The organism is Pseudomonas sp. TE4620 (assembly GCF_056279045.1).
Genome location: NZ_JBWBQO010000001.1, coordinates 5,379,847 through 5,392,513, shown reverse-complemented (window position 1 = coordinate 5,392,513; position 12,667 = coordinate 5,379,847). Strand labels below are relative to the sequence as shown.

Genomic DNA, 12,667 nt, shown 5'->3' with positions numbered 1-12,667 from the left:
TGATATCTATTTTGCTTACTGAATCTGCTCCGGTGTAACGATCACCCAGTTCTTGTCCGCCGTCACCGGCAAGCCCTCCTTGGCCTGCGCCGCGGCATGCTTGGCGATCATGCCGTTGAGCTGGTCCATGTACTTGGCCTTACGGTTTATCCACAGGTGGATGCCGCCCTTGGCCACGTCGACGCTATGAAACTGCATGTAGCCGTCACTGGTCGGAGTATCGCCACCGACCAGCACCGGCTTCTTCCATTCGTCGATATAGGTGAGGATGGCCGCCTGCTTGCCGGCCATCCAGGTGGCCGGGGTCCACAGATACGGGGTCAGCTCAAGGCCCATGTTGGCCTGCGGGTCATAGCTGCCGGCGCTGATCTGCTTGCGCGCGGTGGTCAGGGCGCCGCTGTTGCGGTCCTTGAGCAGCAGACTGACGCCGATCACGTTCTGCGGTTTGACGTTGTAGCCGTACTTGGGGTCGGCAGCGACCATGCGCACCAGCTCTTCGGAGGCGGCGCTGATCACGTAGACCTCAATGCCGTTCTCCATCAGCTTGTTGAACAGCTCGGCCTGGCCGGCGAACACTTTCGGCGGTTGCACCTCGATGGGCTTGACCTGATCACCCTCGTAATAGGTGCTCGGCACCGGCTTGCCCGAGGCCATCAGCTCGTCGACATAGCCCTTGAGCTCCTTGAGGGTGAAACCGGAAAACACCTGGGCGACCCAGGGGTAGCAGACCATGTCGTCGATTTCGCAGAGCCGATAGTAGTAGCTGAACAGGCTCTCCTTGTGCTCGGCGGTGTCTTTGAAGGGGATGAGCTTGAGCGACGGGTCGAGTTTGTCGCGGCTGAGCAGGCCCTTGTTCTCCATGAACGGCAGCAGCGATTCTTCGAGGTCGAAGCGGTAGCTGGTGTTGTCCATGTCGAAGACCGCATAGTTGCCCTTATTGGCATTGGCCGCGATCATGCTGTCCAGTTGCTTGGCAGCCTCGGCCGGCCAGTGCTTGAGCTCGGTGGCCCAGCTGTGCCCGGTAAGCAACAGGGCGAGGCCGGCGGCGAGGATTTTCGGAGCAGACGTCATGTGCTTTTCTCCAGAAAAGTGGCCCGCCCACGCTAGCAAAGCCTGCAATGCGCACCGACCCGACAGCGACACCGACACGCCCCTGAGCGGCCACGAGCATTCTGTTTGCGACCTGGCGTTATTCCAAAAACGACTATCTAAATTCCATTTCGATATAAATTCGTTGGTTTTCATGCTGTTAGCATTTCTGTTCGCAATCGCACACAGAGGCGATGCCCCGCCTTTTTTCCTGGAGCTTCAATGAATCTGCCGTTGTCTCTCAATCTGCTGGCGTTCCTGGCCTTGCTGCTAGGCCTGGCGCAAACCCGTCATGGCAACTGGAGCCTGGCCAAGAAAGTGCTGGTCGGCCTGGTCCTCGGCGTGCTGTTTGGCGCTGCCCTGCATGCCATTTACGGCGCCGGCAACCCGGTCCTCAAGGCCACCATCAGTTGGCTCGACCTGGTCGGCAACGGCTACGTGCAGTTGCTGCAGATGATCGTCATGCCGCTGATCTTCGCCTCGATCCTCAGTGCCGTGGCGCGCCTGCACAATGCTTCGTCGCTGGGCAAGATCAGCTTCCTGACCATCGGCACGCTGCTGTTCACCACGGCCATCGCCGCGTTGATCGGTATCGTGCTGACCAACCTGTTTGGCCTGACCGCCGAAGGCCTGGTGGCCGGTACCGCCGAAACCGCGCGCATGGCGGCGATCCAGAGCGACTACGTGGGCAAGGTCACCGACCTGAACATCCCGCAATTGCTGCTCTCGTTCATCCCCAGCAACCCGGTAGGCGACCTGGCCCGGGCCAAGCCGACCTCGATCATCAGCGTGGTGATCTTTGCCGTGTTCCTCGGCATGGCCGCCCTGCAGTTGCTCAAGGATGACACCGAGAAGGGCAACCGCGCCCTGGCCGCCATCGACACCCTGCAAGCCTGGGTGATGCGCCTGGTGCGCCTGGTGATGAAGCTCACCCCCTACGGCGTGCTGGCGTTGATGACCAAGGTAGTGGCCAGCTCGAACCTCGACGACATCCTCAAGCTCGGCAGCTTCGTGGTGGTCTCGTACATCGGCCTGGGCCTGATGTTCGTGGTACACGGCGTGCTGCTGGCGATGAGCGGCGTCAACCCGCTGCGCTTCTTCCGCAAGGTCTGGCCGGTACTGACCTTCGCCTTCACCAGCCGCTCCAGCGCCGCCAGCATCCCGCTGAGCATCGAGGCGCAAACCCTGCGCCTGGGTATTCCGCAGTCGATCGCAAGCTTTGCCGCGTCATTTGGCGCAACCATTGGCCAGAACGGCTGTGCCGGCCTGTACCCGGCAATGTTGGCGGTGATGGTGGCGCCAGCGGTGGGCATCGATCCGTTTGACCCGCTGTGGATTGCCACCCTGGTGGCGATCGTCACCCTGAGCTCGGCAGGTGTTGCCGGTGTCGGCGGCGGTGCGACGTTCGCGGCGCTGATCGTATTGCCGGCCATGGGCTTGCCGGTGGAGCTGGTGGCCTTGCTGATCTCGGTCGAGCCGCTGATCGACATGGGCCGCACGGCGCTGAACGTCAACGGCTCAATGACGGCCGGGGCGATTACCAGCCAGATGCTCAAACAGACCGACAAGTCGGTGCTGGATGCGCAGGAACATGCGCAGCTGACGCACTCCTGACGACCTCATCGCGGGGCCTCGACTTGCCCCGCGATGCATTTCAGGCCTTTTCCCAGACCTCGAAGTGATACGCCGGCTTGTCACCCTCAGCCGGATTGGCCTGAGTCGACGCCAGCCTCCACTGCGCCGGATCAAACTCAGGAAACCACGCATCCCCTTGCGGGCTGAGTTCAACCCGGGTCAGGTACAGGCGATCCGCCAGGCCGCGCTCGATGGCCTGGGTATACAGCTGCGCGCCGCCGATCAGCATCAGCTCGTCGACGCCCTGCGCCAGTGCCCACTGCTCGGCACGCTCAATGGCAGCCTCCAGCGAGGCGAACACTTCGGCACCTTCGAGCTGCAAGCCCGGCTGGCGGCTGACCACCAGGTTCAAGCGCCCCGGCAGTGGGCGACCCAGCGAATCCCAGGTCTTGCGCCCCATGATGATCGGCTTGCCCAGGGTGGTGGCCTTGAAATACTTGAAATCCCCCGGCAAGTGCCAGGGCATGCTGTTGTCGATGCCGATCACGCGGTTCTCGGCGAGGGCCGCGATCAGGCTGAGGGGGAGTGATGTTTTCATGCCGGCGAGGATAGCAAAGCCCGATCTTCGATGCCTGGGTTATGCTTTGGGCTGACTTGATCAATGGAAGACCGTGTGACTGCACTGACTGACCTGGACAAACGCTGGCTCACCGAAGCCGTGCGCCTGCGCGAAGAACATGCAGGCCCCTTGGAAGACCAGGAAGCCAACCGCCGCGCCCGCCAGGCAGGCGGCGACCTGCCGGCGCGCATCGAAAGCCGCGCCCTGTGGCTGGCCGAACGCGACGGCATGCGCAGCGCCCTGCAACACTGGAAACAAGGCGCTCGCCTGGCGCTGGCAGCCCTGGTGGTACTGGCCGTGCTCAGCGGCGCCGGCCTGGCCCTGGCCGCCCTCGGCGACAGCCTGCGCCCGGTCAACGTGTTCTGGGCCCTGGGCAGCCTGCTCGGGTTGAACCTGCTGCTGTTGCTGGGCTGGCTGCTGGGCTCTTTTCTGGCCGGTGAACAGGGCGCCAGCCTTGGTCGCCTGTGGCTGTGGCTGAGCGAAAAATTCGCCCGCGATGCCCAGGCCGCACACCTGGCCCCCGCCCTGCTGGTGATGCTGCAGCGACAAAAACTCAATCGCTGGCTGCTCGGCCTGTTGGTGCACAGCCTGTGGCTGCTGGCCTTGAGCGCTGCGCTGTTGATGCTGCTGATGCTGCTGGCCACCCGACGTTACGGCTTCGTCTGGGAAACCACCATTCTCGGCGCCGACACCTTCGTCGCCCTGACCCAGGCCCTTGGCGCCCTGCCCGCATTACTCGGCTTCAGCGTGCCGGACGTGGCCATGATCCGCGCCAGCGGCGACACGCAACCGGCACTTGAGCTGGCCCGCCAGGCCTGGGCCGGCTGGCTGCTCGGCGTGCTGCTGGTATACGGTATCGTTCCGCGCCTGCTGCTTGCCGCCCTGTGCCTGTGGCGCTGGCGCAGTGGCCGGGCACGCCTGCAACTTGACCTCAAGCTGCCCGGCTACAGCCAGCTGCGCGATGTGCTGATGCCCAGCAGCGAACGCCTGGGCGTCAACGACGCCGCGCCTGATGCCTTGCCGCAGATCGTGCGTGGCGTTGGTGAAGAACACAGCGAAGGCGCCCTGCTGGTCGGCCTGGAGCTGGACGACAAACGCCCGTGGCCACCTACCCTGCCGGCAACGGTGAGCAACGCCGGTATCCTCGATAGCCGCGAGTCGCGCAACAAACTGCTGGAACAGCTCAGCCGTTTTCCGCCAGCGCGCCTGGCGATTGCCTGCGACCCGCGCCGCTCGCCCGACCGCGGCAGCCTGGCGCTACTCGCCGAGCTTGCGCGCAATGCCGGGGCCACGCGCATCTGGCTGCTGCAGGCAATGCCCGGTCAGGCGCTGGACGCTGAACGCCTGGGCGACTGGCATCAGGCCCTGGAACAGCTGGGTTTGAGCTACGCCGACAGCGCCCCGCTGAACTGGCTGGAGCATGGCCATGACTAAGCCGCTGAAACTGGCCGTGGTCGGCCACACCAACGTTGGCAAGACCTCGCTGCTGCGCACCCTGACCCGCGATGTCGGCTTCGGCGAGGTCTCGCATCGGCCGAGCACCACCCGTCATGTCGAGGGCGCACGCCTGTCGGTGGACGGCGAGCCGTTGCTCGAACTCTACGACACCCCGGGGCTGGAAGACGCCATCGCCCTGCTCGACTACCTTGAGCGCCTGGAACGGCCGGGCGAACGCCTCGATGGCCCGGCACGGCTGGAGCGCTTTCTGCAGGGTAGCGAGGCGCGCCAGCGTTTCGAGCAGGAGGCCAAGGTGCTGCGCCAGCTGCTGGCCAGCGATGCCGGCCTGTATGTGATCGATGCCCGCGAGCCGGTGCTGGCCAAGTACCGCGACGAACTGCAAGTGCTGGCCGGCTGCGGCAGGCCGTTGCTACCAGTGCTCAACTTCGTCGCCAGTAGCGACCATCGCGAAGCCGACTGGCGCGAAGCCCTGGCGCGCCTGGGGCTGCATGCGCTGGTGCGCTTCGACAGCGTCGCCCCGCCAGAAGACGGCGAGCGCCGCCTGTACGAAAGCCTGGCGTTGATGCTGGAGCACTCACGACCAGCGCTGCAACGCCTGATCGACGATCAGCAGGCCCAGCGCCAGGCCCGGCGTGAAAGCGCCAAGCGCCTGGTCGCCGACCTGCTGCTCGACTGCGCCGCTTGCCGGCGCAGCGTGGTCGCCGAGCCTGGCGCCGAAGCCGTGGCCATCGAAGCCCTGCGCCGCGATGTGCGCCAGCGCGAGCAACGCTGCGTCGAAGCGCTGCTCAAGCTCTATGCGTTTCGCAAGGAAGACGCCGCCAGCAGCGACCTGCCTTTGCTCGACGGGCGCTGGGGCGATGACCTGTTCAACCCGGAAACCCTCAAGCTGCTCGGTGTACGCTTGGGCAGTGGCGTGGCAGCCGGTGCGGCGGCCGGGGCCGGGGTCGATTTGCTGGTCGGCGGCCTGACCCTCGGTGCCGCGGCGCTGGCCGGGGCGATAGCCGGCGGGGCACTACAGACTGCCCGCAGCTACGGCTCGCGCCTGCTCGGCAAACTCAAGGGCCAGCGCGAGTTGACGGTGGACGACAGTGTGTTGCGCCTGCTGGCGTTGCGTCAGCATCAGCTGATTCACGCCCTGGATGCCCGTGGCCATGCGGCGCTGGAGCGAATCAAGCTGGCGGCGCCACAAGAGCAGACCTGGCGCGAAGGCAAGCTGCCGCAAGCGCTGGGCAAGGCCCGGGCGCATCCGCAGTGGTCGTCGCTCAATCCCGGGGCGAAAGTGAATCAGGCCGAGCGCCAGGAGCAGATTGATGCGCTAGTGCAGGAGCTTTAGCGCCTTGCCCTTGAGCAGTTGCAGGTCAATCACCGGCACATTCATCTCCTTGGCCAGCTCATCCCACTGGCGCATGCGCAGGCTCACCGCACACAGTGGGTCTTGCTCGAAGGCATCGGCCTCGGCCTCGCTCATCACCCCGCCCTGGTACTCCAGGGTGCGCCGGCTGGCCTCACTCAGGCGCTGGTAATAACCCGGCTGGCGCAAGGTCAGGTAGCGCTTGGCCTCGACGTGGTACTCCACCAGCCTGGCCAAACGCTCGCTGAAGCCGCAGCGGCGCAGGTAGTTGGCGCCAACACGCTCATGGCTGACCACGCCATAGCCGCCCATGTCGCCTTCGGCGCTGCCACAGATATGGCCGATGTCATGGAAGAACGCCGCCAGTACCACCTCGTCGTCATAGCCCTCGGCCAACGCCAGCTGCGCCGCCTGGGACATATGCTCGAGCTGCGAAACCGGCTCGCCGATGTAGTCCTCATTGCCATGCTGCTGATACAAGGCGAAGACCTCGCTGACAATCTGTTCGGCACTAACCATGATCAGTCACTCTCCTCCAGCAAACGGGCGATATGTTGCTCGGCCAGGGCCGGGCCGACGCTCATGCCGACGCCGCTGTGCATCAGCGCAGCGCTGATACCCGGCGCCACCTGCAGCAAGGAAAACGGCCCCGGCCCGCCTGAACCATAGACGCCCTGCCAGCGTTCGACCACCTCGATGCGCCCGCCCAGGGTCTGCTCGGCCAGCTCGATCATCCAGTTGTCGACCTGCTCGGCGTTGAACGGTGAAGCATCGCTGCCATAGGCATGGGAGTCGCCGATGATCAGCTCGCCATGGGGCGTCGGGCTGATCAGCAGGTGGATGCCATGCTCCAGCAGGTGCGGGCTGTTGGCCTGCAGTTGCGCTTTCAGCGCCTGGGCCTGCGGCAGGTCGGCGAAGGCGCCGTAGTGCACACAGCTCAGGCCAGTCAGCAAGGCGTGCTGCAGGTCGAGCTTGAAGCGCGGCCGGGCGCGCAGCATCTGCAGACGGCAAACCTGCGGTTGCAGGGCGGAGATGGGTTCGGCGAGCAGGGTCTGGTAGTCGTGGCCGGAGCAGACCACGATCTGTCTGGCGCTGAAGTCCCCCGCCGTGGTCGATACGCGACCAGGTTCGATAGCACGTACCAAGGTTGAAAAGTGAAACGCTACATCCAGTTCCTGCTGCAGGAAGCGGATCAGGCTCGGCAGCGCTTCGCGGGAATACAACTGCTGGTCTTGCAAGCCACGCAAGGCGGCGCGGTGGTGGCGAAACTGGCCGCCGTACAGGTCGTTCAAGGCGGCGCCGCTGAGCAGTTCCACCTGGTAATCATGTTGTGGCGCGCGCTCGGCACAGAAGGCTTCGAGCAGTTCCAGCTCCAGCGCAGTGCGAGCAAACAGCAGCGAGCCATTGGCCTTGAGCTCGAAGCCGGCCTGCTGCGCCCAGTGCTTCCATATACCACTGCTGGCCTTGGCCAGTTCGAGCATCTGGCCGGGTGGCTGGCCGGTTACCAGGGCCTGGCCGAAGTTGCGCACCGAAGCGCCCAGGGGCGTCGCGCTGCGCTCGAAGACCCGCACTTTGAGCCCGCGCCGGGCAGCGGCGTAGGCATGGGACAGGCCGAGGATGCCGGCGCCGACGATGAGTAGATCGGTCATCTGAGGTTCCTTCAAAAATGCTATCGCGGGGCAAGCCCGCTCCTACAGTAGGAGCGGGCTTGCCCCGCGATGCGGTTACTGCTGCGCGACCTTCTCCGACTTGCCGTCATAGCGCTTGCGCCATTCGGCGAGGATGTTGTCGCGGTTCTTCGAAGCCCAGGCGAAGTCGTTCTTGATCAGGCGCTGTTCGTAGTCGGCCGGCAGTTCGGTCTGCGGCTTGGCGATGCCCGGCTGGGCCAGGACGGCGAAGTTTTCCTTGTACAGCTCCATGGCCGCCGGGCTCGCCGAGAAGTCGGCCAGGCGCTTGGCCGCGTCTTCATGCTGGCTGCCCTTGATCACCGCGGTGGCTTCGATCTCCCAGCCCAGGCCCTCCTTCGGCAGGACGATGTCCAGCGGCGCACCCTGGCGCTTGAGCTGCACGGCCGGGTATTCGAACGAGATGCCGATCGGGAATTCGCCAGCAGCAGCCAGCTTGCACGGCTTGGAGCCAGAGTGAACATACTGGCCGATGTTCTGGTGCAGCCCGTCCATGTACGCCCAGCCCTGCTTCTCGCCGAAGGTCTGCAACCAGGCGCTGACATCGAGGAAACCGGTGCCGGAAGACGCCGGGTTAGGCATGACGATCTTGCCCTTGTACTCAGGCTTGGTCAGGTCCTGCCAGCTCAGCGGCTTGCTCAGGCCCTGCTTCTCGGCCTCGACGGTGTTGAAGCAGATGGTCGCGGCCCAGACGTCCATGCCCACCCAGGCCGGCGGATTGGCGGCATCGCGGTAGTTGGCGCCGATCTTGCCGAGGTCTTTCGGTGCATAGCTTTGCAGCATGCCCTGCTGGTCGAGGATTGCCAGGCTCGATGCCGCCAGGCCCCACACGGCATCGGCTTGCGGGCGGTCTTTTTCGGCCAGCAGCTTGGCAGTGATGATGCCGGTGGAATCACGCACCCACTTGATTTCGATGTCCGGGTTGGCCTTTTCGAAGGCCTGCTTGTAACTCTTGAGCTGTTCGGCTTCGAGCGCGGTGTACACCGTCAGTTGGGTATCGGCGGCAAAGGCCTGCACGCTGAATGCAGTGAGGACGGCAGCGGCAAGAGCAAGTGGCTTGAACATGATGCGGTTCCTTTGAACAGTACAGGTTGGGAGAGGCAATCAGTGACCCGGCGCGCGCTGGCGCCAGGCTTGGGAGCGTTGCAACAGGCCGCGCGAGGCCCAGGCCAGGAGCAGCGAAACGGTGGCGCTGGTAATCAGGATCAGGGTCGACATCGCTGCGGCGCCGCCGACGTTGCCGGCATCATCCATGTTCAGCACGGCGACCGCGGCAAGGATGGTGTCGGGGCTGTAGAGGAAGATCGCCGCCGACACCGTGGTCATCGCCGAGACGAACAGGTAGCGAACGATGTCGAGCAATGCCGGCAGGCAGATCGGCACGGTGACCCGCATGAAGTGCCGGTACAGCGGTGCCTTGAGCGACAGCGCGGCAGCCTCGAACTCGCCATCGAGCTGGCGCAGGGCAGTGGTCGCGGTCATGTTGGCGGTGGTCAGGTAGTGAGCAATGGTGCACACCATCAGCAGCGCCATGCTGCCGTAGAACACATGTAGCGGGTTGCTGCTGAGGTTGAAGAAGAACACGTAGCCAAGGCCCAGCACCAGGCCCGGCACCGCCATCGGCACGAAGCTGAGCAGGCGCAGCAGCAGGTTCAAGCTGCGCTGGCCCTTGGTTTTTTCCATCAGGTAGGCGCCGGTGAAAATCACCGCGCTACCGATCAGCGCCGTGCCCAGGGCCATGGTCAGGCTGTTGCGGTAGGCCAGCCAGCCGCCACCGGCGGTTTCGTCGAACTGGTAGTGCTTGAGCGACAGCGACAGGTTGTAAGGCCAGAACTTGACCAGCGATGAGTACACCGCCATGCCCACCACCAGCAACAGCACCGCGCAAATCAGGATGACCACGGCCATGAAGCAGGCATCGCGACGCCGCGACGGCTGTGGCTGGAACACCTGCGCCCGGCCACTCATCGAATCGCCCTGACGGCGGCGCAGCCAGGCATCGACGGCAAAGCTGAGCAGCGCCGGCACCAGCAGGACCATGCCGATCAAGGCGCCACGGCCGAACTGCTGCTGGCCGACCACGGCCTTGTAGGCTTCCAGCGCCAGCACCTGGTAGTCGCCACCGACTACCACCGGCACACCGAAGTCGGTGATGGTCAGGGTGAACACCAGGCAGAAGGCGGCGAACACCGCCTGCCGGGTGGCTGGCCAGGTGATGCTGTGAAACGCCCGCCAAGGCCCGGCGCCCATGCTCGAGGCGGCGTCGAACAAGCGCGCATCGGCCAGCGACAGCGCCGACAGCAGGATCATCAGCGCATGCGGGAAGGTGTAGATCGCCTCGCCGAGGACAATGCCCCAGAAGCCGTAGATATTGTCGCTGAGCAGCTCGCGCAGCAGCCCCTGGTTGCCGAACAGATAGACCAGGGCAATGGCCGGGAGCATCGACGGCGCCAGCAATGGCAGCAGCGAAATGCCGCGCCACAGGCCCTTGGCCGGAATCAGTGTACGCTGCAGAGCGTAGGCGAACAGGTAGGCCAGCGGCACCACAATGGCCGCAACGCTGAGCGAGACCTTCAGGCTATTGCCCAGCAGCCAGTGAAAGTTGGCGCTGGCAAACAGTTCGCGAGCAGCGACCAGGCCGCCGCCCTGGCCGGCATCGCTGCTGAAACCGCGCCAGAAGATCGCCAGCAGCGGCATCAATACCGCGACGGTGAGCAAAAGCAGCAGCAACCATTTGCCGCCGACCACGAACAGTCGATCACCCAGCGAAACACCGGCGCGCCGGGTTGCCTTCGCGTGCGCGATCGGCATGGCGATTGGCGCGGCCATCTCAGGCAAACACCTGCAGGCTGCGCGGCGGCAAGGCGACCCAGATGTCCTGCGAGCCCAGGCGCGGCATCGACTCGGGGGCGACTTCGGCAAGCAGGGCATGGCCTGGCAATTCATTGAATTCGAAACTCATGCGGCAGCGATTGCCGAGGAAGGTGATCTCGCGCACCCGCGCCGGGAACAGGTTCTCTTCATGCACCGGCGGGTTGACGCTGATCGCTTCCGGGCGGCAGAACAGCCGACCGCTGCGGGCCTGGCTGGCGCCATCGGCCAGGCGCATGTTCAGCGCACCGACCTGGGCATGGCTGTCGCTGTGGCGCTGGAACGGCAGCCAGTTACCCTGGCCAACGAACTCGGCAACGAACGGCGTGGCCGGCTTGTCGTAGATTTCCTGCGGGGTGGCGTACTGCTCGACCTGGCCGTTGTTCATCACCGCGATACGGTCGGCCATCAACATGGCTTCGTCCTGGTTGTGGGTGACCATCAGGGTGGTGATGCCGAGCTGGCGTTGCAGTTGGCGCAATTCGCTGCACAGGTGTTCGCGCACCCGGGCGTCGAGGGCCGACATCGGCTCGTCGAGCAGCAGCAACGACGGTGCCGGGGCCAGGGCTCGAGCCAGGGCCACGCGCTGTTGCTGGCCGCCGGAAAGCTGGCCGGGGTACTTCTTCTCGCTACCGCTCAGGCCCACCAGCTCAAGCATCTGCGCCACCCGCTGGCGCACTTCGTCACGACCGCTGCCGGCCAGGCCGTAAGCGATATTGGCTTCGACGGTCAGGTTGGGGAACAGCGCATAGGACTGGAACAGTATGCCGTAGTCGCGGGCCTGGGGCGGTAGCTCGGAGATATCACGGTCGCCGATGTACAGGGTGCCGCGATCCTGGCGCTCGAGGCCGGCGATGCAGCGCAGCAGGGTAGTCTTGCCACAGCCGGAGGGGCCCAGCAGGCACACCAGCTCACCAGCGGCGACGTCGAGGGAAACATCGTGCAGGGCGGTAAAGGCGCCGAAGCGCTTGTGGATACCGCGCACTTTCATCTGTGCGCCAGGGTTTGCGACCGGAGTGTTCATGGCAGGACCTCATCGAACGAATGAGGGCCATGCTAGGCGGACAATGCGAAGGTTCTGTGGCGCAGAGGCAAAAGTTGCCGATAGTGGTATAGGCAGATTTTGGTGTGATGCAAATCCCGCTCCTACACCTCTACCGCCGCCACTTCCTGAGCCAACCCCAGAAACGCCGCCGGCAACCGCGCCTGGCGCCGCTCCTTCAAGCAATACAGATACTCATGCATCAGCGGCGCGCCCTCCAGGCTCAGCACCCGCAGCTCGGGGTTATGCGGCACTTCATGGCGGGCAATGATGCTGATGCCGATATTGCGCAGCACCGCCTCGCGAATCGACTCGCGACTGCCGATCTCCAGCAGCGAGCCGACCTTCACCCCCGCCGCTTCAAGCATCTGCTCGGTCAGCTTGCGCGTGGTCGAGCCCTGCTCACGTACCAGCAGGCAATGCCCGGCCAGCGCCGACAGCGGCAGCGATCCGCGGCTGGCCAGCACATGGTTGCGATGCACCGCCACCACCAGCGGATCGGTACCCAGCACCCGCCGCACCAGCCGTGCATCCTCGACCAGTTGCGATGAGGCGGCCAGATCGACCCGGTAGTCCTCGAGCAATTCCAGCACCTGCTGGGAGTTGCCGATCTCCACCGACACCTCCACCTGCGGCAAGCGCTCGCGGAAGATCTTCACCAGGTCGAGGATGTAGTACGGCGCCGTGGCAGCGATACGCAAACTGCCCTGACCCTGGCCACTGTTGCGCAGGAAGAACTCGATATCGGCTTCCTGCTGCAGCAGCGCCTTGACCATCGGCAGCAGCCGCGTGCCGTCGTCACTGAGGGTCAGGCGGCGACCGCCACGGTAGAACAGCTCCACCGCGTACTGGCTTTCGAGGTTGCGGATCTGCGTGGTTACCGTCGGTTGGCTGAGCCCGAGTTTCTTCGCCGCCAGGGTAATGCTGCCCAGGCGGGCAACCATGTAGAAGGCTTTCAACTCGGAACTCAACATAGA

Annotated in this window: 11 protein-coding genes; 3 read left to right on the top strand and 8 right to left on the bottom strand. The window is 64.7% G+C overall.

Translation table 11 applies throughout. The features are described 5' to 3' along the window. Positions 1–15: 15 nt before the first annotated feature. Positions 16–1,071, bottom strand: coding sequence for an HAD family hydrolase (locus ACZ9A3_RS25040; protein WP_093377290.1), 1,056 nt, complete (start codon positions 1,069–1,071; stop codon positions 16–18). Between the two features lie 240 nt (positions 1,072–1,311). On the opposite strand from ACZ9A3_RS25040, the gene ACZ9A3_RS25035 reads away from it, so the two are divergent. Next, positions 1,312–2,703 carry an L-cystine transporter gene (locus ACZ9A3_RS25035; protein ID WP_476253230.1) on the top strand — a complete coding sequence of 464 codons (1,392 nt, stop codon included), beginning with the start codon at positions 1,312–1,314 and terminating at the stop codon, positions 2,701–2,703. A gap of 40 nt (positions 2,704–2,743) precedes the next feature. Here the strand turns inward: ACZ9A3_RS25035 and ACZ9A3_RS25030 are convergent, their stop codons facing one another. Beyond that, positions 2,744–3,262, bottom strand: a complete 519-nt coding sequence (locus ACZ9A3_RS25030) for a dihydrofolate reductase (protein ID WP_258595851.1) — start codon at positions 3,260–3,262, stop codon at positions 2,744–2,746. Between the two features lie 63 nt (positions 3,263–3,325). Here ACZ9A3_RS25030 and ACZ9A3_RS25025 point away from each other — a divergent pair, with 63 nt between their 5' ends. Beyond that, complete coding sequence (locus ACZ9A3_RS25025; protein ID WP_476253229.1) at positions 3,326–4,717, top strand: DUF2868 domain-containing protein; 1,392 nt, start codon at positions 3,326–3,328, stop codon at positions 4,715–4,717. Next, positions 4,710–6,074, top strand: a complete 1,365-nt coding sequence (locus ACZ9A3_RS25020; RefSeq protein WP_045201852.1) for a GTPase/DUF3482 domain-containing protein — start codon at positions 4,710–4,712, stop codon at positions 6,072–6,074. Before ACZ9A3_RS25025 ends, ACZ9A3_RS25020 begins: the two co-directional genes overlap by 8 nt. On the opposite strand, the gene ACZ9A3_RS25015 is transcribed toward ACZ9A3_RS25020, so the two are convergent. The 6 genes from ACZ9A3_RS25015 to ACZ9A3_RS24990 form a co-directional block, all read right to left on the bottom strand. Next, positions 6,057–6,611, bottom strand: a complete 555-nt coding sequence (locus tag ACZ9A3_RS25015; RefSeq protein WP_195885441.1) for a phosphonate degradation HD-domain oxygenase — start codon at positions 6,609–6,611, stop codon at positions 6,057–6,059. The genes ACZ9A3_RS25020 and ACZ9A3_RS25015 overlap by 18 nt on opposite strands. Before the next feature lie 2 nt (positions 6,612–6,613). Beyond that, on the bottom strand, positions 6,614–7,741 hold the full coding sequence (locus tag ACZ9A3_RS25010) for a TIGR03364 family FAD-dependent oxidoreductase (RefSeq protein WP_093377313.1): 1,128 nt from the start codon (positions 7,739–7,741) through the stop codon (positions 6,614–6,616). A 75-nt stretch (positions 7,742–7,816) separates the two neighbouring features. Continuing rightward, positions 7,817–8,842: a putative 2-aminoethylphosphonate ABC transporter substrate-binding protein gene (locus tag ACZ9A3_RS25005; protein ID WP_045201846.1), complete on the bottom strand. Its 1,026-nt coding sequence runs from the start codon at positions 8,840–8,842 to the stop codon at positions 7,817–7,819. 39 nt (positions 8,843–8,881) lie between these two features. Continuing rightward, on the bottom strand, positions 8,882–10,606 hold the full coding sequence (locus tag ACZ9A3_RS25000; RefSeq protein ID WP_258595844.1) for a putative 2-aminoethylphosphonate ABC transporter permease subunit: 1,725 nt from the start codon (positions 10,604–10,606) through the stop codon (positions 8,882–8,884). A 1-nt stretch (position 10,607) separates the two neighbouring features. Then, the gene (locus ACZ9A3_RS24995) at positions 10,608–11,672 is read right to left on the bottom strand and encodes a putative 2-aminoethylphosphonate ABC transporter ATP-binding protein (RefSeq protein WP_045201841.1); all 1,065 of its coding nucleotides are present in this window, start codon (positions 11,670–11,672) and stop codon (positions 10,608–10,610) included. A gap of 122 nt (positions 11,673–11,794) precedes the next feature. Continuing rightward, entirely contained in the window at positions 11,795–12,664 is an 870-nt protein-coding gene (locus ACZ9A3_RS24990) for a LysR family transcriptional regulator (RefSeq protein WP_476253228.1), read from the bottom strand. Positions 12,665–12,667: the final 3 nt, after the last annotated feature.

Excerpts from the sequence above, each read along its gene's own strand:
- ACZ9A3_RS25005 (WP_045201846.1), bottom strand. The coding sequence starts at position 8,842 with ATGTTCAAGCCACTTGCTCTTGCCGCTGCCGTCCTCACTGCATTCAGC.
- ACZ9A3_RS25020 (WP_045201852.1), top strand. The coding sequence starts at position 4,710 with ATGACTAAGCCGCTGAAACTGGCCGTGGTCGGCCACACCAACGTTGGC.
- ACZ9A3_RS24990 (WP_476253228.1), bottom strand. The coding sequence starts at position 12,664 with ATGTTGAGTTCCGAGTTGAAAGCCTTCTACATGGTTGCCCGCCTGGGC.
- ACZ9A3_RS25010 (WP_093377313.1), bottom strand. The coding sequence starts at position 7,741 with ATGACCGATCTACTCATCGTCGGCGCCGGCATCCTCGGCCTGTCCCAT.
- ACZ9A3_RS25035 (WP_476253230.1), top strand. The coding sequence starts at position 1,312 with ATGAATCTGCCGTTGTCTCTCAATCTGCTGGCGTTCCTGGCCTTGCTG.
- ACZ9A3_RS24995 (WP_045201841.1), bottom strand. The coding sequence starts at position 11,672 with ATGAACACTCCGGTCGCAAACCCTGGCGCACAGATGAAAGTGCGCGGT.
- ACZ9A3_RS25000 (WP_258595844.1), bottom strand. The coding sequence starts at position 10,606 with ATGGCCGCGCCAATCGCCATGCCGATCGCGCACGCGAAGGCAACCCGG.
- ACZ9A3_RS25030 (WP_258595851.1), bottom strand. The coding sequence starts at position 3,262 with ATGAAAACATCACTCCCCCTCAGCCTGATCGCGGCCCTCGCCGAGAAC.
- ACZ9A3_RS25040 (WP_093377290.1), bottom strand. The coding sequence starts at position 1,071 with ATGACGTCTGCTCCGAAAATCCTCGCCGCCGGCCTCGCCCTGTTGCTT.
- ACZ9A3_RS25025 (WP_476253229.1), top strand. The coding sequence starts at position 3,326 with ATGGAAGACCGTGTGACTGCACTGACTGACCTGGACAAACGCTGGCTC.
- ACZ9A3_RS25015 (WP_195885441.1), bottom strand. The coding sequence starts at position 6,611 with ATGGTTAGTGCCGAACAGATTGTCAGCGAGGTCTTCGCCTTGTATCAG.